We start from the raw sequence: 25605 nt of genomic DNA, 5'->3' as shown, positions 1-25605 counted from the left end.
CGCCCTCACTTCTCGGGAAACATCCGGTGGCGCACGCGATCGCCGACCGCAATGCCCCTCGCCTTCGCGGTGCCGCCCGGCAGTTCCAGCACCGCGCGCACCGGGCCGCCGGATTCGATGGTGCGGGTCGATAGCGGCTCGGTATTGGCCGCGATGTTGGCAATGCGGCCGTCTGAGCGGATGAACAGCATGTCGAGCGGAATGTAGGTGTTCTTCATCCACATATAGACCGGCTGGTCATAGTCGAAATCGAACAGCATCCCGGCATCGGGCGCGAGTTCGCTGCGATACATCAGCCCCTTGGCCCGCTCCGCCGCGGTCTGGGCGATCTCCACCTGGAACGTAACCGCCCCGCCCCTGGTATCGATGCTGAGCGGCTCGAAGCTCGCAGCGCGTGCGCCGGTCGCCAAAAGCGGGGTCAGCGCGGCGAGCAGTAGCGCCGTCAGCAGAAGCGCGGTGCGGCGCAGAGAGGTGGCGCGGAGGCCGGTCTGCGGGTAACGGATCTGCATCATCTTGCGTGAGCGCCGGCGGCGCCTTCCCTTTGAACCAAAGCTGCTACTGCCTGAGCCCGCCTGCCGGAACCAAGGCTCGGACCGTGCCGTCCCGCACCCGTTGGAGCACGATCCGGCCCGATGCGTCGATCACCTCTTGCGGAGCGTCAGGATAGCGGACGCCCGACTGTCGAGGCCGATGACGGCGTGATTACGACAGGGCGTGGAGAGTTCAATGCGACGACGGGGTCGCCGAACCTTCGGGGCGCACCTCGGCGGCCATCAGCCCCTTCGGACCCGGCCCGAAGCGCACCAGCACGATCTGGCCGGGCCGCAGCTCGGTGAGGCCGTGACGGCGCAGCGTCTCCATGTGCACGAAGATATCCTCCGTGCCCTCCCCGCGCGACAGGAAGCCGAAGCCGCGCAGCCGGTTGAACCATTTCACGAAGGCCCGCTCGAAGCCGCCGGTGGCCTGTATCTCGACATGGGTGCGCGCCTGCGGCAGCTGGGAATGATGAAGCGCGGTGGTTTCATCCATGGAGAGCACGCGCAGCGCCTGGAAGCCACGCTCGCGCGCCACCACCTCGCACACCACACGCGCGCCTTCCTGCGCGGTGGTGAAGCCGCCGCGCCGCAGGCAGGTGACATGCAGCAGCACGTCGCTGCCGCCATTGTCCGGCACCACGAAGCCATAGCCCTTGGAGACGTCGAACCACTTGATGGTGCCGGCGATATGTACGGGAGCGCCATCCACGCCGGCGGTGGCATCGTCCACGTCGTCGCCCGCCGATCCCAGATCGACACGCCCTGATCGCGGCAGTGAACCGTCGGACACCATCAGCCAGCCACCCCCGACACGCTCCACCCGGGCGCGAGCCGGCGAAGCCGTTTGATTCTGGATCAGCCAAGCATAGCACCCGATCTCGACACGAAAATACCCAAATTGATTCGGGGCGCGGGTTCAGAACCGCTCCAGCCTGATCCTTGAGGATTTTCCGAGACTTCCGGCAGGTCGACGCGAACCCTAACGGGACACCGCGCGCCGAGATGGCGCCCGTGGCGGCGCCGCGGCCAGCGCACGGGCCCTGCGGCTACCTGCCTCGCGCAAGCTCTACCGTGACGCGCTTAACTCCGGAACGTCGTCTCGGCGAGACCGGAGAACCCGGTGTCGACAGCAAAAAGCGCGCCGGAAAGCGGCGCTGCGTCCAACAGCGCGGCGGAGAGGTCGAGCCGCGCGCTGGTCGCGAACAGAACCGACAGGGCCGGCCCGCCAAAGGCAACGCTGGTCACGCGCGGCACCGGCAGCGGGATCACCAGCGTCCGCTCGCCTTCCGGCGAAAAGCGCGTCACCCGCCAGCCATCCCAATGCGCCACCCAGAGGCCGCCCTCGGCATCGACGGTGAGGCCGTCGGGATAGCCTTCGTCGACCGCCATTTCCGCGAACACGCGCCGGTTGCGCAGGCCGGCGGCATCGGGGGCAAGGTCATAGGCCAGCACCCGCCGCCCGACGCTGTCGCTGAGATAGAGCACCGTTCCATCCGGCGAGAAAGCCGGCCCGTTGACCACGGTGAAGCCGGCATCCGCCAGAACCGGAGGGCTCCCGGGCGCCCAGCACCACAGCGCCCCGCGCGGATCGCGCTCAGCGAGATCGCTGGTGCCGATCCACAGCCGGCCCCAGCGGTCGACCTTGGCATCGTTGAAGCCAATCGCCTCCCGCCCCGCCTCGGGGTTAGCGAGCGGCTCCATGCCGTTTGTCGCCCAGTCATAGCGCCACACGCCATCTGACGCGGTGAGGATCAGGCGGCCGGGGGCATCCCCGGCGACGATGGCGCCGAGCGGCGGCGGGCGGTCTAGCGGGCGGGTTTCGACCCGCCCCTCACCATCCATGCGATGGAGGCGCCCGCCCGCCAGATCGAGCCAGTAAAGCAGCCCGTCCACCGGATGCCACAGCGGTGCCTCGCCGAGGGCATCGCCGGTTCGCGCGGCGATGCGGAAGCTCGGGCGCCTTGAGGTCGCTTCGTCGGTCATCCGGGCCCTCCGCTTCGTGTCAGGACGCCACATCCATGGCCGGCACGCCGGCGCCGGGATCGTCCCCCGCCTGCGAGCGGAACAGGATGCGGCCGCCGACGGAGATTTCCACGTCGACCCGGTAGCGATCCAGCGCCGCGAGATCGATCTCCACGCCCAAGCCCGGCGCCTCGGGCGCGGCGATCTCACCATTGCCGTCGCGCTCTATGTGATTGGCCGTCAACGCCACCGCCAGCGGCTGCAGCGCCACCGGGAACTCGCAGAGCGTCGCCTCGGCGATGCCGGCGAAAGGCTGTAGCGAGGCGCTGAGCGCGAGGTTGGAGGTGAAGGTGTGGTTCACATAAGTGACGCCCTTTGCGCGCGCATGATCGGCGACCCGCTTGGCCGGTCCGATGCCGCCGATGCGCCCGCAATCGATCTGCACATAGCCGATACCGCCGTAATCGATGAGGTTGCGCGCCATGTGGAAATTATGCGCGCCCTCGCCGCCCGCCATCTTCACCGTGCTGCGCGCAGCAAGCGCGGCATATTCGCCATAGGCGCTGGCGGCGAACGGCTCTTCCAGCCAGGTCGCCTTCGCGGCCTCCAGCGCGGGAATGCGCTCGGCCGCCCGTTCGACATCCTCGCCGAAGATCTGGCCGACATCGACCAGCAGAATGCCGTCCGGGCCGAGCCCTTCGCGGGCGGCGGCGAAATGGTCGACATCGACGCCAAGAGCACCGCGCCCGATCGGCCCCCAGCCGAACTTCACGGCGCGAAAGCCCTCGGCGCGCGAGCGGCGACCGCGCTCCAGCGTCTCCTGCGGCGTGTCACCGAACAGCTGCGAGGCATAGGGTGTCTTTCGGCAGGAGCGGTCATAGCCGAGCAGCTTCCATACCGGCTCGCCGCGCGCCTTGCCGAGAAGGTCCCACAGCGCCATCTCGATGCCCGACCAGGTATGCGCGGCCTGGAGCAGATCCATGCTGTCATATTCGACCTGCGCGGCCATGCGGGCAATGTCCTGCGGCCCGTCGAGCCGGTGGCCGAGCACCGAGCCCCGGACCGGCTGGCAGGCGCCGTGCGACATCGGGCAGACGAAGGCGGCGATGGAGGGCAGCGGCGCCGCCTCGCATTCACCCCAGCCGACATGCCCGCCGGCCGTCACCCGCACCACCAGCGCATCCTGGCTACCGTCGGCGGCCGTAGTGATCTCGGGCATGGCGAGGTAGAAAAAATCGACGGCTTCGATCTTCATGGTACGCGGCTTCTCTCAACAGGACGGCGAACGGGCGGATGGCGTGTCAGACACGCTCCCCGGCGCGTTGCATCAATCCGATGGCAAAGGTGATGACGGCGGTGAACAGGAAGATCAGCGTCGCGAGGGCGTTGATCTCCGGCACGAAACCAACCCGCATCATCGCCCACAGGCGGATCGGCAACGTGGTTTCGGAGCCGGCGACGAACAGCGTGATCAGTGTTTCGTCGAAGGAGATGGCGAAGGCGAGCAGCACGCCGGAAATCAGCGCCGGGCGCATCTGCGGCAGGATCACGTAGGCCAGCGTCTGCGCCCGCGAGGCGCCGAGGTCGAGCGAGGCTTCGGTCAGGCTCCCGCCCAGCAATTGCAGCCGCACCAGCACCGTGCGGTACACCACCGGCACGATGAACACGACATGGGCGACGATGATGGTCGCCAGCCCGCGTCCGAGGTCGATTTCGCGGAACGCGATCAACAGCGACAGGCCGGTGATGATCGGCGGAAGCAGGAACGGCAGGAACACCATGATCTGCATAGCATGGCCGAGCCCGCGCCGCGCCGAGACGAAATAGAAGGCGAACATCAGCGCCAGCACCAGCGCCAGAACGCTGGACAGGGTCGCCACCACCAGCGACGTCCCGAGCGCCGCGAGGATTTCGCCATTGGCCAGCAGCGCGACATAGGGATCGAGCGAGAACGGCGCAAAGCCGAGCTGTCCGCGCACCCGCACGATCTGGAAGAAGGAGAGCGCGGCCGTCGCCAGCAGCGGCGCGTAGAGCGCGACGAGGCCGACCCCGGCGACGATGCCGAGCAGCGTGTCGAGGAGCGGAGCCTTCTGCTTCATCGCACATGCTCCCGCCTGAGCCCGAGACCGGCGAGCGCCACCGCGAGCAGCGTGGTGACGAGCAGGATGACGGCGAGCGCGGAGCCGAGCGGCCAGTTAAGCGCGAGGCCGAACTGACTGAACACGATGCGCCCGAAGGTGAAGCCCTGGGTGCCGCCCACCATTTGCGGCGTGACGAAATCGCCGAAGGTCAGGATGAAGGTGAACACGGCCCCCGCCGCGATGCCCGGCCGTCCGAGCGGCAGCACGACATCGCGCAGCGTCTGCATCGGGCTGGCGCCGAGGTCGGCACAGGCGGCGAGATAGTTCGCCGGGATGCGGTCCAGCGCCAGATAGATCGGCAGGATCGCATAGGGCAGATACAGCACCGCCAGCGCGATGAAGATGGCGGTGCGCGAGAACAGCAACGCCTCGATCGGCTGGTCGATCAGCCCGATCGCCAGCAGCGCCTCGTTGAGCAGCCCGCGCTGCCCCAGAATGGAACGGATCGAATAGACCTTGATGATGTAGCTCATGAACAGCGGGAGCATGAAGCTCATCAGGATCAGGAAGCGCAGGCGCGGCGTGCGCCGGAAGATGAAGAGCGCGATGGCGGTCGACAGCGCGACGTTCACCAGCGTGACCTGAAGCGAGAGCGCGACCGTCTGGAGATAGACCGTGAAGTAACTGCCCTCGGTGAAGAAGGCGCGGTAGTTGGCGAGCGTCGGAATGCGCAGGATCTGCCCGTCCTGAAGCGTCCAGAAGCTGACCACCACGAAGGACAGGATCGGGATCACCACGAAGAGGAACGGCAGGCCGAGATTGAGCGTGTGGGAGAGGCATGCGCGAGCCATGTCGCCGCGTCGGTGGGATGTGGATTGCCGCATCGCGCCCTCCCTCACTTGGCCGCCGGCAGTAGGGCGGCATCGTCGGCCGCCCAGCCCAGCCGGACCGGCGCTTTCGGCGCGAGACCGGCGGTCGAGCCGTCGGCAAGGCGCCGCACCTTGACCACAGCGCCCGGCAGAGCGGGGGTGAGCAACTCGACCATGACGTTGGCGCCGAGAAAGCGCACATCCGCCACCTCGGCAGGTAGCCCCACGGTGGCGGCGGGATCGGCGTCGAGGCGGACATGCTCGGGTCGCACTGCCACCAGCACCGCGCTTCCCAGCGCCGGTGCAGGCCCGTCGACGGTGGCGGCGACACGCCCGGCGGCGGTATCGACCGCGCAGAGCCGTCCGTCGATGGACGCCAGCGTTCCGGGGATCAGGTTGTTGTCACCGAGGAACGAGGCGGTGAAGGTCGTGCGGGGGCGGCGATAGAGCTCCTCCGGCGCGCCTTCCTGCTCGATGCGGCCGCGATTGACCACGATGATGCGGTCCGAGAGCGCGATCGCTTCCTCCTGGTCGTGAGTGATGAACACGAAGGCGATGCCGAGGCGGCGCTGCAGCGATTTGAGGAAGCGCTGCATCTGCGCGCGCAGCTCGACATCCAGCGCCGACAGAGGTTCGTCGAGAAGGATGAGCCGCGGCTCGCAGATGATGGCGCGGGCGAGCGCCACGCGCTGGCGCTGGCCGCCGGAAAGCTGTGCGGGATAACGCCCGCCCAGCGCGCCGAGCCCGACGGTTTCCAGCACCTCGGCGACCCGCGCGGCGATCTCCGCCTTCGGGCGGCCGCGTACCTTCAGGCCGTAGCCGACATTCTCGGCCACCGTCATGTGATGGAACAGCGCGTAGTCCTGAAACACCGTGTTGAAGGGCCGGCGATTGATCGGGACCGTGGAGAGGTCGCGGCCCTCAAACATCAGGCTGCCGCCGTCGATGCCCTCGAACCCGCCGATGATGCGCAGGATGGTGGTCTTGCCGGAGCCGGAGGGCCCGAGAATGGTCAGAAACTCGTTGTCGGCGACGGTGATGTCGATGCCGTCCAGCACGCGCACCGCACCGTAGCGCTTCGAGATGTTCTGGAGATGGAGAAGAGGCTGCACTCGTATCGTCCCGCAATCCGGCCATGGAGAGCGGCACCCGATGCCGCCCGAGGTCGCGCGGCCGGCCCGACGGGGCCGGCCCGGTCCAACCCGCGGCTATTCGGCCGCCTTGACCTCGTTCCAGATTGCCTGACGGCGGGTGTAGTCCTCGGGATTGTCGGCCCAGATCAGGCGGCTGGCATAGTCCATGCCCTCGGGCGCGTCCGTGGTGGCGCCGTAGCCGAACTTCTTGGCCATGTCGGCGCCAATTTTCTTCTGCAGCACGAAGTTCACCCACGCATAGGCGGCGTCCGGGTTCGGCGTGCCGGCGCTGACCGCGAGATTGTCGAGCCAGCCGACGGCGCCCTCCTTGGGGATGGTGTAGCCGACGTCGAAGCCCTTCTTCTGCAGGTTAATCGCCGCGAGCTCGCCCATGGAGAACATCAGCACCACGTCGTTCTCGCTCCAGATGGTGGTGCCTTCGTCGAAGCCGGCGAAATAGGTGAGCAGGTTGCGCTTCAGGGCGATGAGCTTGTCCTTCACCTGAGCGAACTGGGCGTCGGTCAGGTGGAACGGGTCCTTGATGCCGAGCACGATGGCGCCGAAATTGATGGCGTTGTTGGCGTCGTCGAGCGAGATGACCTTGCCCTTGTATTTCGGGTCCCACAGCACCTCCCAGCTTTCCGGCGCGGTGGGGAAGGTCTTCTTGTCATAGACCATGCCGAGCGAGCCCCACGCCCACGGCACGCCATAGGTGGCGCCGTCGAAGGTGGCGTTCGACATGGACTTGAATTCCGGAAGCAGGTTGCCGGCGCTGGTGAGCTTGGTCTTGTCGATGGGCGAGATCAGCTTCTGGTCGGCATAGGCCTTCAGGCTGGCTGTATCGATGGTGACGACGTCGTAATCCTTGCCGTTCGACGCCTTCATCTTCGCGATCTGCTCGTCGACGCCGCCGACATAGGTCACCTTGACGGTGATGCCGGTCTCCTTCTGGAACTCCTCGACCCAGGCCGGATCGGCATAGCCTTCATAGGCAAGGAGCCTCACCTCGCCCTTGGGCTGGGCAATGGCGGCCGCCGAGGCGAGCAGCGTGAACGTGGCAAGCGATGCGGCGACTGTCCTCGACATCCAATTCATCGTCTGATCTCCATCTGGCGCCCTTTGGCTTGAGATAAAAAATCATATTTATTTTTCTCGGTCAATTCGACACGTGTGGAAACCGCCTGAAATTTGCCTTTACAATGCCCCCGCGCTCACATGGCCGCGGGCGCCGATCGATTGACGCCCTAAAATATCATATTTTATAATCCCCTTCCCTACCCGTCATGTCTGGAACCGCCATGCCCCCTGATGCCCCGCCTTCCCCGCACGCCGCCCGCCGTCTGGAAGGGCGGGTCGCCGTTGTCACAGGCGGCGCGCGCGGCATTGGCCTGTCGATCGCCGAGCGCTTCGCGCGCGAGGGCGCTCACGTGGTGGTGGCCGATATCGACGAGGCCGAGGCGCACCACGCCGCCGCCGCGCTCGGCCCGCAAGCCCTTGGACAGCGCGTCGACATCGCCGCCGCCGCCTCGGTCGCAGCGCTGGCGCGGGCCGTGGACGAACGCCATGGCCGCTGCGACATACTGGTGAACAACGCGGCCATTCTCGACGCCGCCGGCATCGACGCCATGAGCTTCGAGCACTACCGCGCGGTGCTGGACATCAACCAGGATGGCGCAATCCGGGTCACGCTCGCCCTGCTGCCGCTGATCCGCAAGGGCGGCGAAGCCCGGCGCATCCTCAACATCGTGTCGATCCAGGGCGTTCGCGGCACCCGCGACTCGCTCGCCTATGCCACCGCCAAGGGCGCGCTGGTCAATTTCACCCGCGCCCTCGCCTGCGATCTCGGCGCGGAAGGCATTGTCGTCAACGCGCTCGCGCCCGGCTTCATCGATACCCGCATGGCGCAACTGCCGGACGGCAGCGGCCACGAGCACGAGACCGATTGGTTCCGCGACATCTATATTCGCCACGGCCGCATCCCGCTGCGCCGGCCGGGCACGCCGGCCGACATCGCCGGGCCGGCCTTCTTCCTGTGCTCGGACGATGCGCGCTACGTGACCGGCCAGATCTTGCTGGTCGATGGCGGCGTCTCGTCGACCTTCTAGAACAGCGGACGCAGCGGCCGCGCCGCGAGGCTGTAGCGGATGACGGTCGCCCGCTCCGGCGTCGCTGCCAGCGCGGTCGGAGTGCCGGCGGCCGCGATCGGATTGTCCTCCAGCGACACCGCCTCGGCGAAATCGAAGCAGGAGGCGATCGGCTCGATGCCGAGCCCCCGGAACCGCCGACCCCACGGCGCGCCGGGCAGCGCGCGGTCGCTGATCCAGAGAAGGCAGGAGGGCAAGAGCTCCCGGTCCCAGTCGAGACTCAGCACGGCCCCGCGCTCCGGGAACACCGCCTCCACAGCGCCCTCGACGTCGCAAAGCTGGAGCACATCCTCCATAGGCGCGGCTTTCGGCAGCTGCGCCAGATCGATGATGCCGCCGTCGCGCGCCGGCACGGCGGAAAGCGAGGCGAAATCACGCCCGACCGCCGCGCGCATCGCCCCGCCGGGCACGGAGGCCGGATAGGTGAGGCCACGGCGAAACCGCGCCTCGATGCGCAGGCTTTCGGACGGCAGGTCCAGCGAGAGGATCGGATGGAGACCGAGGGAAAACCGGGTCGGGCGCCGTACCTCGATGGCCAGCTCAAGGTCGAGAGCCGGCGCGCCCGGCTGTGGCGTGAGCGTGCGCGTCAGCCGGCGCACCGCATGGCTCGCGGGATAGTCGAGCGTCAGGCGGAGCCGATCGGCGCCGTGCTCTTCCACCTGCCACGGCGCATTGGCGGCAAGGCCGTGCGGAAGATCATTGCAGCGATCAAGACCGAACCCACTCCAGCCTGGCGCGACGTCGTCCACCGGCCCGCCGACGCCGAAGGGCAGGCAGACGAACTCCGCGCCGAGATGGCGCAGATGGGCCGGCAGGTCGGCGAGCACGGGATCGTCCGGCGACCAGTGCGGCCGGGAGAACGGAGCGAACGGGCCGTCCGGCAGATGGAACACCAGCTCGGCGAGCATGGCGCCCACCGGCGACACGCGCAACGCGCCGTGGCGCCAGTCGAGCGTAAGTTCAGGCCCGCGCGCGTCGTTCACTTCAGCGCCGCGAGCAGCGAATCCTTGCCGTCAAGGATCACATCGCGCATCGCCCGCGCCGCGCCCTCGCCGTCGCCGCCAATGATCGCCTCGAACACTCCGCGATGCTGACCGATGTCATCCTCGACACTCTTGTCCGCCTTCAGCGCCTGCTGCTGGATGGAAAAGCTCAGATGCAGGAAGTCGGCGACCAGATGGGCGAAGCTGCCGAGCAGCGTATTATGGCTGGCGGCGAACACCGCCATGTGAAACGCCACATCGGCATGGGCGTAGCTGATGAGATCGCCGCTCGATGCCTCCATGGCGTGGAGTGCCGAGCGGATGCGGCGCAGGTCCTCGATGGTCGCGCGGCCGGTGGCGAGCTGCGCGGCGGCGGGCTCGATCATCAGGCGCAGCTCGATCAGATCGCGCATCATGGTGTCGCGCAGCTCGGGCGAGCCGTTGCCGTCGCCGAAATGCCAGGCGATCACGTCGCTGTCGAAGGTGTTCCACAGGTCGCGCGGGCGCACCCGCGTGCCGACCTTCTGGCGCATCTCGATCAGGCCCTTGGCAGCCAGCACCTTCAGCGCCTCGCGCAGCGAAGGCCGGCTCGCCGAGAACTCGGCCATAAGCTCCGGCTCGCGCGGCAGCAACTCGCCGGGCGCGAAACGGCCCGAGACGATGGCGCGGCCAAGCTCGCTTATGACATGGCCCTGAACGCCGCTGATACGATAGCCCGACGGGCGCGCGGGACGCGGCGGGTGCGCGTCGCTGGCCTCGGCTGTCTCAGGGCGCCTGCGCGGCGTCGATGGGCGCTCCGTCACGGCGCTCTCCGTCTTGCGTCTTGACTGAAAGGGCGGCGCGGGCCGGCTCGAAAACCGGCGCCCGCTACACTCCTGCGCTAGGCGATATCCCGCACCCGCACAAGGGCCGATGGCCCGCCGACGCAGGATCGCAGCCATAAAATGCATTTAAATCATATTTTTATGCCGAACAAGAGCGAGCTGTTGAAAAGCATCTGGACATTCTCCGCTCATTAAATAATATTTTTTAAGTCGGCATCGGCCGGCCCGTCCAGATCAGGAGAACGGCATGCTCAAGACCATGTTGGCGGCCCTGCTTGCGGCCGTCGTCAGCGTTAGCGCGAGCGCACAGGAGTTCCAGTTCGAGGCCCCGCCGCTGTTCGATAATTGCGGCGATGCGTCCCTGGCCCGCGCCAAGACCGAAGGCGTCACCCTCGGCTTCTCGCCTTCCCCGCCCTATTCCTCGCTCGACCCCGCCACCAAGAAGGCCGCCGGGCTCGATGTTGAACTGGTGGAGGCGGCGCTCAAATGGGCCGGCGTCACCAAATTCAAATATGAGGTGATGCCGTTCGGCCAGCTCATCCCCGCGCTGCTGGCCAAGCGCATCGACATCGTGACCGCCAATATTCACGTCACGCCGGACCGCCTCAAGGCGGTCTCTTTCTCCGGCCCTGCCTGGTGGTATGGTCCCGCCATCGTGGTCGCGAAGGGCAATCCGGCGGGCATCACCTCCTTCGACAGCCTCAAGGGCAAGAAGGTGGGCGCCATCGCCGGCTCGGCTGCCGACGAATATCTGCGCAAGATCGGTGTCGCAGTGACCGCGTTCCAGACCGATGCCGAGGAGTTCGCCGCCATCTCCACCGGCCGCGTCGATGCCATCCTCGACGATGACGTGAAGATCATCGAGTTCATGAAGGCCAATGGCTCGGCCCCGATCGAGATCGTCGCCAATGTCACGATCCCGGACGAACTGATTTTCAAATATGGCTACGGCTATGCCCGCTACGCGCTGCGCAAGGAAGACTGCTCGCTGCGCGCCGCCTTCACCCAGGGCCTCGCCGAAGTGCGTGGCAATGGTCAGGCCACGGCAATTCTCAAGAGCTACGGGCTGACCAACCGCAACCTGTTCTTCTTCCCGCTTTGACGGTCCTTCGCACCCGTCAGCCCGGCGCGCGGGGCTTCGGCCCCGCCTGCCCTTTCCCGCGTAAGCGGCGGATCGCTTCATGAACCTGTTCGATTTCTCCGTCGTGGATGAATACGGCTCTGTCTTCCTGCAGGGCCTCGCCGTGACGACCTTTCTCACCGTCGTCGTGATCCTGCTGGCCGGGGTGCTCGCCATCCCGCTGGCGCTCGCCCGGATGTCGCCCACGCGGTGGATCCGCTGGCCGGCGGATTTCTATGTGGAGTTCATCCGCGCCACGCCGCTGATCCTGCAGCTCATCTACATCTATTACGTGCTGCCCAGCGCCGGCATCCGCCTGGAGCCGGTCACGGCCGCGATCATCGGCCTGACGGTGAACTATTCCGCCTTCATGAGCGAGGTCTACCGCTCCGGCATTCAGGCGGTGCCGAAGAGCCAGTACGAGGCGGCACAGAGCCTCGGCATCGGGCGCACCGTCACCTTCATCAAGATCATCTTCCCGCAGGCATTCCGCACGGTTCTGCCTGCCCTTGGCAACTATCTCATCGCGCTGTTCAAGGATACCGCGCTGGCCTCCTTAGTCACGGTGCAGGAGCTGATGTTCTCTGGTCAGATCATCGCCGCGCGCAACTACCAGTATTTCACCGTCTACACCGTCACCGCTTTTCTCTATTTCTCGGTCGGCTTTCCCGCCGCCCTTCTCGTACGCCGGCTGGAGCGCTGGTCGCAGCGCGGCTGGTCGACGCCAGACCGAAAGTCCTGAGTACGCATCATGCCCGACATCGCCCTGCCGAAAGCCACCATCCGCTCCATCGTCGTCGCGCCGCTGTTCGGCGAGAGCCCGAAGGGCGGCTGGTCGGCCGAGATCAAACCGGAAGATTCGGTCCACGCGCTCATCGCCGTGCACACCGAGGAAGGCCTCACCGGCCATGGCAGCGTGTTCACCGACGGGCGGCTGGTTCAGGCCGCCGTCGACGTACTGGAGCCGCTCTGGCGGGGCGAGAACGCGCTGGAACCCGAGCGGGTCAGCGAAAAGCTCCACCAAAACACCTTCTGGATGGGGCGCGGCGGCAGCCTCACCCACGCCATCAGCGGTATCGACATCGCGCTGTGGGACATTCTCGGCAAGGCGCTCGGCCAGCCGGTCGGGCGGCTGCTGGGCGGCACCTATCGCGACCGGGTGACGCCCTATTGCTCGCTGCTGATGGACGAGCCCGAGCGCATGGCCGACGTTATCGGGCCGCATCGCGCGCGCGGCTTCACGGCCTACAAGATCGGCTGGGGCCCGTTCGGACGGCGCGACAGCACGAAGCTGGACGAGGCGATCGTGCGCGCCGCGCGCGAGGCGACCGGCCCCCATGCCAAGCTTTTCGTCGACGCCGGCGCCTGCGACGCCTATTGGCCGCAGGGGCTGAAATGGGCGCTCAACACCGCGCAGATGCTGCGCGACTATGATGTCGGCTGGTTCGAGGAGCCGCTGCGGCCGGACGCGCTGGAGGATTTCCGCACGCTGCGCCGGGCGAGCCCGGTGCCGATCGCCGGCGGCGAGGTGCTCACGCGCCGGCAGAGCTTCGTTCCCTGGCTGTCATCGGGCGCCCTCGACATCGTGCAGCCGGACGTGACCAAGGTCGGCGGCTTGAGCGAACAGCGGCGCATCGCCTGGCTCGCCGACGATTTCGGGCTCCGCTATGTCGGCCATGGCTGGAACACCGCGCTCGGCCTCGCCGCCGATCTACAGCTGGCGGCCGCCCTGCCCCAGTGCGATCTGGTCGAGTTCATCGGCGGCAGCGCCTATGTCGACGGCATCGTCGCCGATCCCTTCGTGCTCGACGCGGACGGCAAGCTCCGCATTCCCGACCGGCCGGGCCTCGGCGTCGCGCTCGCCCACGATGCGCTGGCGCGGTTCACCCAGAACCCGGCCTCGCTGTTCGCACCGACCTGAAGGCCGCCTTAACGGCCCGCAACGCCCCTCAAGGAGAAACGCCCATGAAGCTCGTCCGCTACGGCGAACCGGGCGCGGAACGCCCCGCCATCCTCGATGCGCAGGGCGTGCTGCGCGATCTCGCCGGCATCGTGCCCGATATCGCCGGCGCGACATTGCTGCCCGAAAGCCTCGCCCGCCTCGCCGCGCTCGATGTCTCAGCCCTGCCAGGGGTGGAAGGCGATCCGCGCATCGGTGCCTGCGTCGGGCAGGTGGGTAAGTTCGTCTGTATCGGCCTGAACTACACCGACCACGCCGCCGAATCCGGCATGCCGATCCCCGACGAGCCGGTGGTGTTCATGAAGACCACCAGCTGCATCGTCGGCCCCTATGACGACGTGGAAATCCCGCGCGGCGCGGAAAAGACCGATTGGGAGGTCGAGCTCGGCATCGTCATCGGCAAGCCCGCCAAATATGTCTCCGTCGACGAGGCTTACGCCCATGTCGCCGGCTATTGCGTCGTCAACGACATCTCGGAGCGCCATTTCCAGCTTGAGCGCGGCGGCCAATGGGACAAGGGCAAGGGCTGCGACACGTTCGGGCCTATCGGACCGTGGCTGGTGACCACCGACGAGATCGCCGACCCGCACGCGCTGGACATGTGGCTGGAAGTCGACGGCAGGCGCTACCAGAACGGCTCAACGCGCACGATGATCTTCGACGTGCCGACCATCGTCTCCTATTGCAGCCAGTTCATGAGCCTTCAACCGGGCGACATCATCTCCACCGGCACCCCGCCCGGCGTCGGCCTCGGCCAGAAGCCGCCGGTCTATCTCAAGGCCGGCCAGACCATGCGCCTCGCCATATCCGGCCTCGGCGAGCAGATGCAGACCACCGTTCCGGCGGCGTGAAGGAGTTTCCCGAGATGAACAAGCTCGACCTGAATGGCCGCGTGGCCATCATCACCGGCGGCGCCCGTGGCATCGGCTACGCCGCGGCTGAACGCATGCTCGCTTCCGGCGCGGCCGTCGCGTTGTGGGACATCGACGCCGCCCGCCTCGCCGAGGCCGCCGCCGGGCTGAGCCAGCTCGGCACCGTGTCGACCCATGCCGTCGAACTGACCGACGAGGCCAGCGTCGCCGCCGCGACGAAGGACACGGCAAGCGCTCACGGCAAGATCGACATTCTCGTCAACAATGCCGGCATCACCGGCGGCAATGGCAGGCTGTGGGAGCTCGACACCGAGGTCTGGCGCCGGGTGATCGACGTCAACCTCGTCGGGCCGTTCCTTACCTGCAAGGCGGTGGTGCCGCACCTGCTGAAGAATGGCTGGGGGCGCATCGTCAACGTCGCCTCCATCGCCGGCAAGGAGGGCAACCCGAATGCCTCGCATTATTCGGCGTCGAAGGCGGGCCTGATCGGGCTGACCAAGTCGCTCGGCAAGGAACTCGCCACCTCGAACATCCTGGTCAACGCCATCACCCCGGCGGCGGCGAAGACGGAACTCTTCAGCCAGATGAAGCAGGAGCATATCGACTTCATGCTGTCGAAGATCCCGATGAATCGGTTCCTCGCGGTGGACGAGGCGGCGGCGCTGATCGCGTGGCTGTGCTCGGAGGACTGCGCCTTCTCGACCGGCGCCGTGTTCGACATCTCCGGCGGGCGCGCCGTCTACTGAAAGAGGCACGCGCTACAGCCCAAGTGAATGACGGCTCCCTCACATCGAGCTGCGTGAATGGTGGGAGGAGCCGCAACGAGGCTGGGCGGCGACAGTCTGGGAAGGCCCGGCGGTGCTCGCGCGCACCGGACAGGCACCGCCCTGTGACGCGCCGCCCCCGTGGCTCAGGCGATGGTAAAGCCATGGTCGACGAAGAGGTGGGTCCCGTTTACGAAGTTCGCCTCTTCACTGGCGAGGAACAGGGCGGCGCGTACCGCCTCTTCGGGCTCGCCGATGCGCCCCTGCTGCATCGCCAGCGAGGCCTCGGAAACAGCAACCCCGAGGCGGGAGAGTTCGTCGACCTCGCGCAGGCCGTGCGGCGTGCGGATGGAGCCCAGACAAACCGCATTGCAGCGGATCACCCGATCGCGGAACTCAACCGCGATAGCGCGGGCGAACGGGTGGCAGGCGCCCTTCGTGGTGTCGTACAGCACCTCCATTGGCGTTGCCGCCACGGCCGAGATGGAAGGGGCGCGGACGATGGACCCACCACCGGCCGCGATCATCTGCGGCAGTACCGCACGAATCTAAGCACCGCTTCTCGCGAATGTCGCATCTGGGCCGCGGCCAGTACCAGATGATGACCGAGATCGGGGCGCGAAGCCAATCTGCCAGGGAGTGTTCGGAAGAGCACGGGGAGAAAGCGGGCGCGGGATTGACGGTTGGTCGCCGCCGCGACGCAGCTTCTCGCGTTTCACTCGCTGAGCAACCGAAATGCTGCCTGAACGCCCGCGCGAAGTGGTCGCTGCGGTGAGCTGCCCTCTATCTGCGCGCTCATCGACGCCGGCACAGGCGCCGATCTCTCCAGCGAGGCCTATTGGCATGAAGCCCGTGGAGGTTTTTATTCCCCGATCTTCTGAGCCAGCTCTGCGAGCTTTTTCGAAAAATGTTGCGTCACCGCGTCGAAGCGCGCGCTGTCGCGATGAACGATGGTGAGCGTCTGCGCTCCCACATCGGCGTCGCGAAGCGGGATGAAGGCGAGAGTGCCGCGCAGCCTTTCGAGTTCGACGTCCGCACGCGTGAGAACGGTGATGGTATCGGTCAGCATCACGTTGCGCTTCAAGAGGTCGATCGAGTTGGTTTCCATAAGCGGTTCGATGGAGAGACGCGCCTTGCGGGCTATGCGATCAAAAAGCGGCCGGAGCGTCACGTCCTCGGTCGGCAGAACGAACGGATAGTCGAGACATTCGCTCAGCCGCAGACTGGCCCGGCCCGCAAGCGGGTGCGTCGGGCGCACGACAATTCCGACGCGGCAAGAGACTTGAGCGTGGATGGTCAGCCCCGTCTCGGTCGGAAAATCGAAGCCGAGCCCGAAATCGGCATCGCCGCCCGCGACCGCCGCCACGATGCTGTCCGCCGGCATCGCGCGTACGATGATCTTGGTGAGCGGGTACGTCTGCTGGAAGTCGCTGACCACATGAGCGAGCACGTCCGCGGTGAGAGCCTCAAGTGTGGCGATGCTTATCCGCGTACGGCGCAGCGTCTTCACGTCGGCGATGCGCAGCATTGCACGGCCATGATCCTTCATCGTGTTGCGGATATGCTCGACCAGGATCTCGCCGGTCGTGGTCAGCCGCACGCCACGCGGCAGGCGCTCGAACAGCGGCAGGCCAAGCTCTTCCTCGAAGGCGATAATCTGACGGTTGATCGCAGTGGACGCGACATTGAGCCGTTCAGCCGCCTGCCGGATCGAACCGGCGCGTGCCACCTCGTCGATGTAGCGAATAAGGCGGGAGTGCAGCATGGGTCGGCCCCTCCGAGAGCAGTGCCGAAAACGCACCACTATGCTTCCAAATCTGTGCTTCTCAAGCCGCACTATAATGCAAGAACGTGGTCCGTGCAGATGAACGGGACGGGCGCCCGACACGGATTGGCCGCCGCCTTCTGGAACGGTGAAACTGAGGAGTTGACGATGAGCCTGTTCGGCCTGATCGGTCGCGCGACCTGTGTAACGTTGTTCGTGGCGGCGCTGGGTGCGAGCCAGGCAGCCGCGCTTGAAAAGGTGACCGTTGCCACGGAAGCCGACTTCCCGCCCTTCAACAAGACGGAAGCCGATGGCAGCTTCAGCGGGTTCGAGATCGATCTGGGAAAAGCGATCTGCCAGCGCGCCCAGCTCGACTGCACCTGGGTGAAGCAGGACTTCTCCGGCATGATCCCGGCGCTTCAGGCGAAGAAGTACGACTTCATATTCTCCTACATGTCGATCAACGATGAACGTTCGAAGGTCGGCCTGTTCTCGATCCCCTACATCACCGATCAATTCCGCTTCTACGGCCCCAAGGGCACGGCGGTTACGCTTCCCGGCGGCCTTGATGGCAAGAATGTCGGCGTGCTCGCCGGCTCCACCGGAGAGCGCTTCGTCAAGGAAAAGTGGGGCAACAAGGTCGAGATTCGCAGCTATGAAAATCTCGATCAGGTGAATGCCGATCTCGAAGCCGGCCGCATCGATTTCGGCTTCAACGCACAGCTTCCCGTCAGTGTCTTCCTGGCCTCGCCGGCCGGGGCGGGTTTTGACTGGGTCGGCCCGGCCTACAGCGATCCGATCCTCGGGCGCGGCGCGGGCGCCATGTTCCGCAAGGACGAGACCGCGCTGCGCGATAAGGTGGATGCCGCCATCCGCAGCGTCTATGCCGATGGCACGTTCAAGACGATTGCCGCCCGCTATTTCAAGCCGGGCGTGGATGTGAGTGCCGAGCCGCTCTGGAAGTGAGCTGCTAAAGGCCCGGCCGGGGAGAGACCATGGACTTGTCCATTCTGGCCTTCGGGTCCGGTTGGGGAAATGCGCTGGCGCGGGGGTTATTCGTGACCCTCGCACTGGCCGCGGCGTCGGTCGTTCTCGGCACAGGGCTGGGCCTCGCGGGTGCTCTGGTGGCGACCTCGCGCTTTCGCATCGCTGCCGTCATCGTCGGCGGCTATGAAGTGGTGATGCGAAGCGTGCCCGAACTGCTGGTGATCTTCGCGGTCTATTACGGCTTCTCCTTCGCCATCCAAGCCCTGTTGCAGGTGATCGGCATCGAGGGCTTCGTTGCCATCAATGCCTTCTGGTCGGGCGTGCTCGCGATCGGCATGGTGCACGGCGCCTATTGTTCGGAAGTGTTCCGCGGGGCGTTCCAGGCGGTTCCCGCCGGTCCGCTGGAGGCAGCGCGCGCGCTCGGGCTGCGGCCCTTTCCAGCCTTTCTCGCCGTCAAGCTGCCGCTCGCCCTGCGCTTTGCCCTGCCGGGGCTCATCAATCTCGTGGTGGTGACGCTGAAGGCGACGCCGCTGGTCGCCGCCGTCGGCCTTCAGGACCTGCTGCGCGTGGCGGGCGATGCCGGCAAGAACACCAAGCAATATCTCACCTTCTACCTCGTGGCGCTGGTGATCTATCTGGTCCTCGCAGCCCTCATCTGGGTGGTGGAAAGCCGCGTCGAGCGGCGGGCCTCCCGGTTTCTTGGGGCCTGACCCATGATCGAGGCCTTCGCTTCCCTGGGTCCCTATGTGCCGCTGCTCATGGAGGGCGCGAGTACGACGCTGCTGCTGTTCGTGCTGACCCTGCCGATCGGCCTGCTCATCGCGCTGCCCTTTGCCTTCGCGCGCAATGCGCGCCTGCCCGTGCTGCGCGGCGTGGGGCACGGCTTCGTTCTTCTGTTCCGGGGCGCGCCGCTGCTGGTGATCCTGTTTCTGGTCTATTACGGCCTGCCGCAGGTGCCTGGCATTCGCCAGAGCGCGATCTGGTTTCTGCTGCGCGATCCGTTTCCGGTCGCGCTCGTCGCACTGTCGCTGAATTCGGCGGGCTTCCAGACGCACATCATCGCCGGGGCGCTGCGCAATGTTCCCGCCAATGAGATCGAGGCGGCGCGCGCGGCGGGGTTCTCGCGGATGCAGCTCTTGCGGTTCATCATTGTGCCCCATGCCATTCGGCTCGGCATACGCAGCTTCGGCAATGAAGCGGTGTTCGTGCTGAAGGGAACGGCCGTCGTGAGCTTCATCACGGTGCGCGACCTGATGAGCGCGGCGAACCAGGTCTATTTCCGCACCTTCGAGCCAGTGCCGCCGCTGCTGGTCGCCGCGCTGGTCTATCTCGTGATCGTCCTCGCGGTGTCGCGCATCGTCCGCAGGGTGGAGGTGCGGCTGACGCCCGAACTCAGGATGGCGCGCTCGCGCTGAGAAATGCCGCAAGCCGCGCGCTGACGGGATTGGCGATCATCGCCCTCGGCGCACCCTGCTCGACAATCTGGCCCTCGCACAGGAAGACAAGACGGTCGGCGTGCTCGCGGGCAAAGCCGATCTCGTGCGTCACCGTCACTGTGGTGATGCCTTTGGCCGTCGCCTCAACGATCGCCGCCATGACGCTGCGGACGAGTTCGGGATCGAGCGCGGATGTCGGCTCGTCGAGCAGCAGGATGTCCGGCCCCTTGGCGAGCGCCCGGGCGAGCGCGACGCGCTGTTGCTGCCCCCCGGATAGCTCGAACGGATAACGCGCCGCGAAGCGGTCCATCTCCAGGGCGGCAAGGTGCTCCAACGCCTTCTGACGCGCCGTCGCGGCTGGAAGCTTGAGAACGTGACGCAGCGCCAGCATCACATTCTCCAGTACGGTCATCTGGGAATAGAGATTGAATGACTGAAAGATCATATCGGTGCGCTGGCGGCATTCGGCGAGGCCGGCAGCGCTGGAAATGTCCTCGCCGAGCACGACGATGCGGCCGTGCTGCGGGCGGGCGAGGCCGTTCATGCAGCGTATCAGGCTCGATTTTCCGGAGCCCGACGGCCCGATGATCGCGACGCGCTCGCCGCAATGGATGGTCAGGTCAATGCCGCGCAGAATGTCGGTCGAACCGAAGCCAAGCCGCACCCCGCTCATCTCGATCACCGGCATTCCCGGGCTGAAGCCCTTCATCCCTCAATCCCGCGCGCGGACAGCTCGGCCCGTTCGATGAGGAACTGGACCAGCAGCCGCGTGCCGCTGGCGGTCGGCCCTTTCGGCACATGCGGATGCTCCGCCTCGTTCCAGGCCGTGTTGTAGATATCGAGATGGACCCATGGCTCGGTGCCGATGAAGGCGTGCAGAAAGCTGGCGGCGGTCATCATGCTGCCTTGCTGCACCGTGGTCGAGATGTTGCGCAGATCCGCGACATGGCTGCGCAGCAGATCGCGATATTCCGGCCACAGCGGCAGCCGCCACACCCGCTCGCCCGCCGTCGCCTCGGCCCGGCCGAACGCATCGGCAAGAGCGGTGTCGGTGGCGAACATGCCGATCCCGACGGGGCCGAACACGATGGAGCTCGCGCCGGTGAGGGTCGCGAGATCAATGATCGCGCACGGGTTGAGCGAACGCGCATAACTCAGCGCATCGGCAAGGATCAGGCGGCCCTCGGCATCGGTGTTGAGGATTTCAACCGTCTGGCCGGAGCGGGTGCTGACCACATCGCCCGGCCGGGTGGCGCCGCCGCCGGGCATGTTCTCGACAATCGGAAACAGCGCCGTGACCGCAAGCGGCAGATCGAGCGCCAGCAGCGCGGTGAGCGCACCGAACACCGCCGCGCCGCCGCCCATGTCGGCCTTCTGACGTTCCATGTCGAGCGGGGGCTTCAGCGAGATGCCGCCGGTATCAAAGGTCACGGACTTGCCGACAAGAACCAGCGGCGAGCCGACCTTCGCCACCCCGGCGGGACGATAATCGGCGCGTACGAAGCGCGGCTCGGCGTGGGAGCCCTGCGCCACGGCGAGCAGCGCCCCCATGCCTTCCGCGGCGATGGCCGCACGATCGAGAGTGGTGACGGTCAGGCGCGGATCAGATGCCAGCGCCTCGACCCGCGCGGCGAAATCAATCGGCTTCAGGCGATTGGGCGGCTCGTTGCACAGGTCGCGCGCCGCGTTCACCGCCTGCGCCACAGCCCTGCCCCGCCGGGCGGCCGTCGTCGCGACCGCCGAAAGCCCTGGCGGAGCGACAAGGCGGAGATGAGCCAGCGGCGTGTGGCGCGCCCGCCGCGTCCGGTAGCGGTCGAAATCGTAGTCAGCGGAAAGGGCGCCCTCGACGAGCGCCTGGACCTGGGCCGCCAGCGTGTCGTCCGTCACGCTTGAAAGCCCGGACGCATCGACGACGAAACGGCGAACCTGCCGCTCCCGCACCGCCTTTACCGCAGCACCTGCCAAGCGCCGGCAGGTTTCGGCATCGACCGGCCCATCGCCAAGGCCGGCGAGAACCAGCCAGCGCGCCGCCACGAGGCCATGACCGGCAAGCAGCGTGACCGCCTCCCGGCGCCCCGCGTCTTCAGCCAGGATCGAGGTTCGCGACAACAGGTCAGGAATTTGCCGAGAGCCCACCAGCAGCAGGAGCGCGTCGCCCTCCTGCGCGGTAGCGGCCCCTTCGACCACGTCCAGCTCGATCATGCCGGCTGGCCCGTGAGGAAAACACCGTCACGCCCGGCACCGATCACGGCGATGGCCTCGATCTCGACAAGCAGGCCATATTGCCCGAGCGGCGCTCCGACCACGGTACGCGCGGGGTAGTGCCCGGCGAAGCAGGCGGCGTAGGCGGCATCGAAGTCGTCAAACAACCGCATGTCGGAAAGCGTGATGGTGGTGCGCACGACATCCGCAAGGCTCGCCCCGAGCGCCTCAAGCGACATGCGTACATTCTCCATCGTCTGCACGGTCTGCGCGGCGACATCGCCGGGGCCGACCAGCCGATCCTGCGCATCATAGGGGCACTCACCGGCGATGAAGACCATCTCTCCGACCCGTGCGCCGTGGGAATGGGGCCCTTTGCACGGCCCAAGCTCCGGCAGATAGACGGTGTCTTCCCGGGGCTGGAAGCCGGTGCGCCCGACGCCGCTCTGGGTCGAATCCACAAACCGATAAGGCCCGCCGCGCGCCGCGACCGCCTCCACCTCGATGAGCGCAAGCGGGTGCTCCAGCATGCCGCCCACCGAACAGCGGGCCGCGTTAGCGCCGGTCAGGCGCTCATTATAGACGGCGTTGTAGAGCGCGTAATTATGCCAGCAGGCGGCGGTGTTGTTGATCTTCAGCACATCCGCCGGGCCGGCGCCATAAGGGGCCAGCGCCGCGAGAATATCGTCCAGCACATGCTGCGCCTGCGCGGTGAGATCGCCCGCGCCGGCAAGGTCGCCGCCCCGGCCTGGGCGCGCACCGTCCGCGAACAGAAGGTCGCCAATGATCGTCACGCCAATGCCGCCGCCGCCCGCCTGGCGAACCGGCTCCACTCCCGCGCTGGCAATCACCTCGATCAGAGATTCCACTCCATCCGGCAGCATGGCGCCGACCATGGAGGTCGCCGCCGGCCCGTCCGGCAACTGCCGGCGCAGCGACGGGGCGCGGCGGATGTCCGACAGATATGCCTTGAGCTTTGCCGCCAGCGGGAGGCCGGTTCCCAGCGCGTCGAGCACCGCCTCAATCGGCGCGAGGGGGCGCTCACCCGGGCTGAGCGCGAGGCCGCTGGTGAAGACCAGGCCGCCGGCTTCCACCGCAAGGCTCGCCGATCCACGGATCGGGAGCGGAAGATGACGTATCTCAGCCACGATCCGGCTCCCTCAAACCTGTTCGGGCGTGAATATCTCGACCCGCAGCGGCGTCAGCTTGTAGCCATTGCAAGGCCCCTGATCGGACGGGCAGTTCGAGATGCCGACGATGAGGTCCATATCGGCGCGCAGCTCGACGAAATCACCGGCCTTGGAGGTGGGCGTCGTCGTCTTGATCGAGCCGTCCGCCTGCAGATCGACATTCATGAACACGTTGAAACTGTAGGGGATTTCTCTCAGCGGCAAGTCGTAGGGGCGCAGGGCGGCTTCCAGATTGCAGCGGCAGTTCGGCGTGTGGCGCAGGCCGTAGCGCTTGAAGTTGGCGCCCTCATTGCACGAGCCGGCGAGCAAGTCATGGACGCCGCACGTATCCTCGATCAGCGTCATGAGGCTGTTGCAGTCGTTGGACAGCAGGCTCTTGCCCTTCTTCATGTAGATGGAGCCCTGATCCATCATCGTCACGTGTACCGAGAGCTTTTCCGATGTCTTGTCACGGTTGAAGCAAACGAGATCGGCAACTTGTTGCCCCTCAAGGTCGGTGATACGAAGCACCTCGCCAGCGCTCATCTCGAAGCCGACATAGGCCCGCGGCGCCAATATCTGGTCGAGCCTTGCCATTCCGCGCACAGAAGCGTTTGCCGGTGCATCCATGACCGCTGACTCCCCACTCTCTATTTGACGCCGTTGTGCGCCGCCGAGCGCAGACTGAGAAGCATCATTTTCGTTCAGATGCGGTGCCTGAAGGGCACCGCTCCTCCGCAAACGGCTGGTGAATTCTGGTGGATCAGGTGCGGCTCAGTCCCCGATCTGCTGGATGACATTTGCAGCGGAGTAGCGCCAGAATCCCGCGAATTGCGGCAGGGCGCATCCACGGTCGCGACGAGGCTGTCTTGCACCTCCCGGCGGCCCAACACATGAATGCCTTCCCAGCGCCGCTCGAAAAGCCTGAACCGCCGAGCTCATCAAGACGATCAAGGATCAGAAGGCCGAGCCGTCTAAGCAGGCGGCCGCGCTCCAGAGCCGCCATGGAGGTCCACATGGCTTCGAAGGCATGGCGGGCGGCCGTCACCGCGCGATCGATATCGGGGCGGCGCCGGCGGCGATCCGGCCGATGACCTCGCCCGTGCTGGGGTTGACCACCGGCAGAAACGTCCCCGACGCTGCCTCATAGACGTCAAGATAGCGAAATGGGCTGGTACAAACGCATAAACGCAGGCTGAATTCGCGCGCCCCCTACCCCCCATAAAGCCCCTTATACTGTTCGCGCAGCAGGTTCTTCTGCACCTTGCCCATGGTGTTGCGCGGCAGATCGTCGAGGAAGATGACACGCTTTGGCAGCTTGTAGCGCGCCAGCCGCCCTTCCAGCGCCTCCACCACCACCTGCTCGTCCAGGGCGGCGTCGGGGCTGGCGATGACCACCGCCGTCACCCCCTCGCCGAAATCGGGATGGGGAATGCCAATCACCGCGCTCTCGATTACGCCGGGCAGTGCGTCGATTTCGGTCTCGACTTCCTTGGGGTAGACATTGTAGCCGCCCGAAATGACGAGGTCCTTGCCGCGCCCCACGATCTGCACATAGCCGTCCGGCCCGACAAGGCCGAGATCGCCGGTGACGAACCAGCCATCATGGAACTCCGCCGCTGTCTTCTCCGGCATGCGCCAATAGCCCTTGAACACGTTGGGGCCGCGCAGTTCGATCATGCCGATCTCGCCGGTGCCGAGCACTTCCCCGCTCTCCGGCGCCACCACGCGCAGTTCCACGCCCGGCAGGGGGAAACCGACCGTGCCGGCGATGCGCTCGCCCTCAAAGGGGTTGGAGGTGTTCATGCCGGTCTCGGTCATGCCGTAGCGTTCAAGAATGGCGTGGGAGGTGCGAGCGCGCCATTCGCGGTGCGTCTCCGCCAGCAGCGGCGCCGAGCCGGAGATGAACAGCCGCATGCCCGCCGCCGCCTCGGGCGTGAGTTCGGGGGATTTCAGCAGCCGGACATAGAAGGTCGGCACGCCCATCAGCACGCTCGCCCGGCTCATCAGCGTGAGGATGCGCGCCGGGTCAAACTTCGGCAGGAAGATCATCGACGCGCCCGCCGCCAGCGTCACATTGATGGCGACGAACAGGCCGTGGGTGTGAAAGATCGGCAAGGCATGGATCAGCACGTCGTCGGACGTGAAGTGCCAGGTCTCGGCCAGCGCCTGCGCGTTGGAGGCGAGGTTCTCATGGGTAAGCATCGCCCCCTTGGAGCGGCCGGTCGTGCCCGAGGTGTAGAGCAGCGCGGCGAGGTCGTCCGGCCCGCGCGCCACGTCGTCGAAGGTGCTGCGGCAGGCCTCGACCGCCTCGCGCAGCGTGCCCTGCCCGTTCCCATCCATTGTGACCACCTGCGCCACGCCACGGGCGCGGGCGATGGGGGCCAGCACCGCCTCCTCCGCGGGGTCGCAGATGAAGATCGCTGGTTCGGCATCGCCGAGGAAATAATCGATCTCGGGCGGCGTATAGGCGGTGTTGAGCGGCAGGAACACGCCGCCGGCCCGCACCGTGGCGAGATAGACGAATACCGCCTCCAGGCTCTTTTCCGCCTGCAGCGCCACCCGGTCGCCCGGCGCGAGACCCATGGCCACTAGCGCATTCGCATATTGCGCGGTGCGCCGCTCAAGCTCGGCATAGGAGAGGACGGCCCCGTCCGCCGTCTCGGCGAAGACGCGGGAGGGGGCGGTTCCACCCGCGCGCAGGCGGTCGATGAGATGATTGGTCATGGGTCGCAACATCCGGAAGGCAGGCGGGCAGATTACTGGCGTCCTACCGAGCCGACCATCAGCTTCTATCT

25 protein-coding genes and 1 pseudogene are annotated in these 25605 nt (G+C 66.5%); 9 read left to right on the top strand and 17 right to left on the bottom strand.

Annotation, left to right across the window (positions count from 1 at the left end; all coding sequences use genetic code 11):
* Positions 1-5: 5 nt before the first annotated feature.
* From VRZ77_RS02715 to VRZ77_RS02680, 8 genes are all read right to left on the bottom strand, one after another.
* Positions 6-509: a DUF192 domain-containing protein gene (locus tag VRZ77_RS02715; RefSeq protein WP_414591278.1), complete on the bottom strand. Its 504-nt coding sequence runs from the start codon at positions 507-509 to the stop codon at positions 6-8.
* Positions 510-723: 214 nt separating this feature from the next.
* Complete coding sequence (locus VRZ77_RS02710; protein WP_414591177.1) at positions 724-1329, bottom strand: cold-shock protein; 606 nt, start codon at positions 1327-1329, stop codon at positions 724-726.
* Between the two features lie 287 nt (positions 1330-1616).
* Positions 1617-2519: an SMP-30/gluconolactonase/LRE family protein gene (locus tag VRZ77_RS02705; RefSeq protein ID WP_414591176.1), complete on the bottom strand. Its 903-nt coding sequence runs from the start codon at positions 2517-2519 to the stop codon at positions 1617-1619.
* A gap of 19 nt (positions 2520-2538) precedes the next feature.
* A complete protein-coding gene (locus VRZ77_RS02700) occupies positions 2539-3753 on the bottom strand; it encodes a mandelate racemase/muconate lactonizing enzyme family protein (protein WP_414591175.1) in 1215 nt (404 codons plus the stop codon).
* Between the two features lie 46 nt (positions 3754-3799).
* Complete coding sequence (locus tag VRZ77_RS02695; RefSeq protein WP_414591174.1) at positions 3800-4597, bottom strand: ABC transporter permease; 798 nt, start codon at positions 4595-4597, stop codon at positions 3800-3802.
* A complete protein-coding gene (locus tag VRZ77_RS02690; RefSeq protein WP_414591173.1) occupies positions 4594-5430 on the bottom strand; it encodes an ABC transporter permease in 837 nt (278 codons plus the stop codon). Before VRZ77_RS02690 ends, VRZ77_RS02695 begins: the two co-directional genes overlap by 4 nt.
* 44 nt (positions 5431-5474) lie before the next feature.
* Entirely contained in the window at positions 5475-6560 is a 1086-nt protein-coding gene (locus VRZ77_RS02685) for an ABC transporter ATP-binding protein (RefSeq protein WP_414591172.1), read from the bottom strand.
* A gap of 96 nt (positions 6561-6656) precedes the next feature.
* A complete protein-coding gene (locus tag VRZ77_RS02680; RefSeq protein WP_414591171.1) occupies positions 6657-7676 on the bottom strand; it encodes an ABC transporter substrate-binding protein in 1020 nt (339 codons plus the stop codon).
* Between the two features lie 203 nt (positions 7677-7879).
* On the opposite strand from VRZ77_RS02680, the gene VRZ77_RS02675 reads away from it, so the two are divergent.
* The gene (locus VRZ77_RS02675; protein ID WP_414591170.1) at positions 7880-8686 is read left to right on the top strand and encodes an SDR family NAD(P)-dependent oxidoreductase; all 807 of its coding nucleotides are present in this window, start codon (positions 7880-7882) and stop codon (positions 8684-8686) included.
* On the opposite strand, the gene VRZ77_RS02670 is transcribed toward VRZ77_RS02675, so the two are convergent.
* Together VRZ77_RS02670 and VRZ77_RS02665 are read right to left on the bottom strand one after the other, a co-directional pair.
* Positions 8683-9708: a hypothetical protein gene (locus tag VRZ77_RS02670; RefSeq protein ID WP_414591169.1), complete on the bottom strand. Its 1026-nt coding sequence runs from the start codon at positions 9706-9708 to the stop codon at positions 8683-8685. The genes VRZ77_RS02675 and VRZ77_RS02670 overlap by 4 nt on opposite strands.
* A complete protein-coding gene (locus VRZ77_RS02665; RefSeq protein WP_414591168.1) occupies positions 9705-10511 on the bottom strand; it encodes a FadR/GntR family transcriptional regulator in 807 nt (268 codons plus the stop codon). Before VRZ77_RS02665 ends, VRZ77_RS02670 begins: the two co-directional genes overlap by 4 nt.
* 268 nt (positions 10512-10779) lie before the next feature.
* On the opposite strand from VRZ77_RS02665, the gene VRZ77_RS02660 reads away from it, so the two are divergent.
* The 5 genes from VRZ77_RS02660 to VRZ77_RS02640 all read left to right on the top strand — a co-directional run bounded on the left by VRZ77_RS02660 (position 10780) and on the right by VRZ77_RS02640 (position 15230).
* Positions 10780-11634, top strand: coding sequence for a substrate-binding periplasmic protein (locus VRZ77_RS02660; RefSeq protein ID WP_414591167.1), 855 nt, complete (start codon positions 10780-10782; stop codon positions 11632-11634).
* 79 nt (positions 11635-11713) lie between these two features.
* Positions 11714-12394, top strand: a complete 681-nt coding sequence (locus VRZ77_RS02655) for an amino acid ABC transporter permease (protein WP_414591166.1) — start codon at positions 11714-11716, stop codon at positions 12392-12394.
* 9 nt (positions 12395-12403) lie between these two features.
* The gene (locus VRZ77_RS02650) at positions 12404-13573 is read left to right on the top strand and encodes a mandelate racemase/muconate lactonizing enzyme family protein (protein ID WP_414591165.1); all 1170 of its coding nucleotides are present in this window, start codon (positions 12404-12406) and stop codon (positions 13571-13573) included.
* A 44-nt stretch (positions 13574-13617) separates the two neighbouring features.
* The gene (locus VRZ77_RS02645) at positions 13618-14463 is read left to right on the top strand and encodes a fumarylacetoacetate hydrolase family protein (protein WP_414591164.1); all 846 of its coding nucleotides are present in this window, start codon (positions 13618-13620) and stop codon (positions 14461-14463) included.
* A 14-nt stretch (positions 14464-14477) separates the two neighbouring features.
* Positions 14478-15230, top strand: a complete 753-nt coding sequence (locus VRZ77_RS02640) for an SDR family NAD(P)-dependent oxidoreductase (protein ID WP_414591163.1) — start codon at positions 14478-14480, stop codon at positions 15228-15230.
* Positions 15231-15394: 164 nt separating this feature from the next.
* Here the strand turns inward: VRZ77_RS02640 and VRZ77_RS02635 are convergent.
* Together VRZ77_RS02635 and VRZ77_RS02630 are read right to left on the bottom strand one after the other, a co-directional pair.
* Positions 15395-15793 (bottom strand): annotated as a pseudogene (locus VRZ77_RS02635) (SDR family NAD(P)-dependent oxidoreductase); the annotation flags it as partial.
* A gap of 317 nt (positions 15794-16110) precedes the next feature.
* The gene (locus VRZ77_RS02630; protein ID WP_414591162.1) at positions 16111-17013 is read right to left on the bottom strand and encodes a LysR family transcriptional regulator; all 903 of its coding nucleotides are present in this window, start codon (positions 17011-17013) and stop codon (positions 16111-16113) included.
* Positions 17014-17181: 168 nt separating this feature from the next.
* Here VRZ77_RS02630 and VRZ77_RS02625 point away from each other — a divergent pair, with 168 nt between their 5' ends.
* The 3 genes from VRZ77_RS02625 to VRZ77_RS02615 are packed head-to-tail and all read left to right on the top strand — an operon-like array spanning position 17182 to position 19415.
* Positions 17182-17979 carry a transporter substrate-binding domain-containing protein gene (locus tag VRZ77_RS02625; RefSeq protein WP_414591161.1) on the top strand — a complete coding sequence of 266 codons (798 nt, stop codon included), beginning with the start codon at positions 17182-17184 and terminating at the stop codon, positions 17977-17979.
* 29 nt (positions 17980-18008) lie between these two features.
* Complete coding sequence (locus VRZ77_RS02620) at positions 18009-18710, top strand: ABC transporter permease (protein WP_414591160.1); 702 nt, start codon at positions 18009-18011, stop codon at positions 18708-18710.
* 3 nt (positions 18711-18713) lie between these two features.
* Positions 18714-19415, top strand: a complete 702-nt coding sequence (locus tag VRZ77_RS02615) for an ABC transporter permease (protein WP_414591159.1) — start codon at positions 18714-18716, stop codon at positions 19413-19415.
* Here the strand turns inward: VRZ77_RS02615 and VRZ77_RS02610 are convergent.
* The 5 genes from VRZ77_RS02610 to VRZ77_RS02590 form a co-directional block, all read right to left on the bottom strand.
* Positions 19393-20109, bottom strand: coding sequence for an amino acid ABC transporter ATP-binding protein (locus VRZ77_RS02610; RefSeq protein WP_414591277.1), 717 nt, complete (start codon positions 20107-20109; stop codon positions 19393-19395). The genes VRZ77_RS02615 and VRZ77_RS02610 overlap by 23 nt on opposite strands.
* 32 nt (positions 20110-20141) lie before the next feature.
* Positions 20142-21638, bottom strand: coding sequence for a leucyl aminopeptidase family protein (locus VRZ77_RS02605; RefSeq protein WP_414591158.1), 1497 nt, complete (start codon positions 21636-21638; stop codon positions 20142-20144).
* Positions 21635-22786: a Rid family hydrolase gene (locus VRZ77_RS02600; RefSeq protein WP_414591157.1), complete on the bottom strand. Its 1152-nt coding sequence runs from the start codon at positions 22784-22786 to the stop codon at positions 21635-21637. Before VRZ77_RS02600 ends, VRZ77_RS02605 begins: the two co-directional genes overlap by 4 nt.
* Positions 22787-22798: 12 nt before the next feature.
* On the bottom strand, positions 22799-23437 hold the full coding sequence (locus tag VRZ77_RS02595; protein ID WP_414591156.1) for a DUF1989 domain-containing protein: 639 nt from the start codon (positions 23435-23437) through the stop codon (positions 22799-22801).
* Between the two features lie 582 nt (positions 23438-24019).
* Positions 24020-25534 (bottom strand): malonate--CoA ligase, encoded by a 1515-nt coding sequence (locus VRZ77_RS02590; RefSeq protein ID WP_414591155.1) that lies wholly within the window; start codon positions 25532-25534, stop codon positions 24020-24022.
* Positions 25535-25605 lie beyond the last annotated feature (71 nt).

Origin of the sequence: Ancylobacter sp. G4_0304 (assembly GCF_047501495.1) — a bacterium.
Classification (GTDB): domain Bacteria; phylum Pseudomonadota; class Alphaproteobacteria; order Rhizobiales; family Xanthobacteraceae; genus Ancylobacter.
Note: the sequence above shows the minus strand (reverse complement) of the source record. Positions and strands in the feature narration are given on the sequence as shown.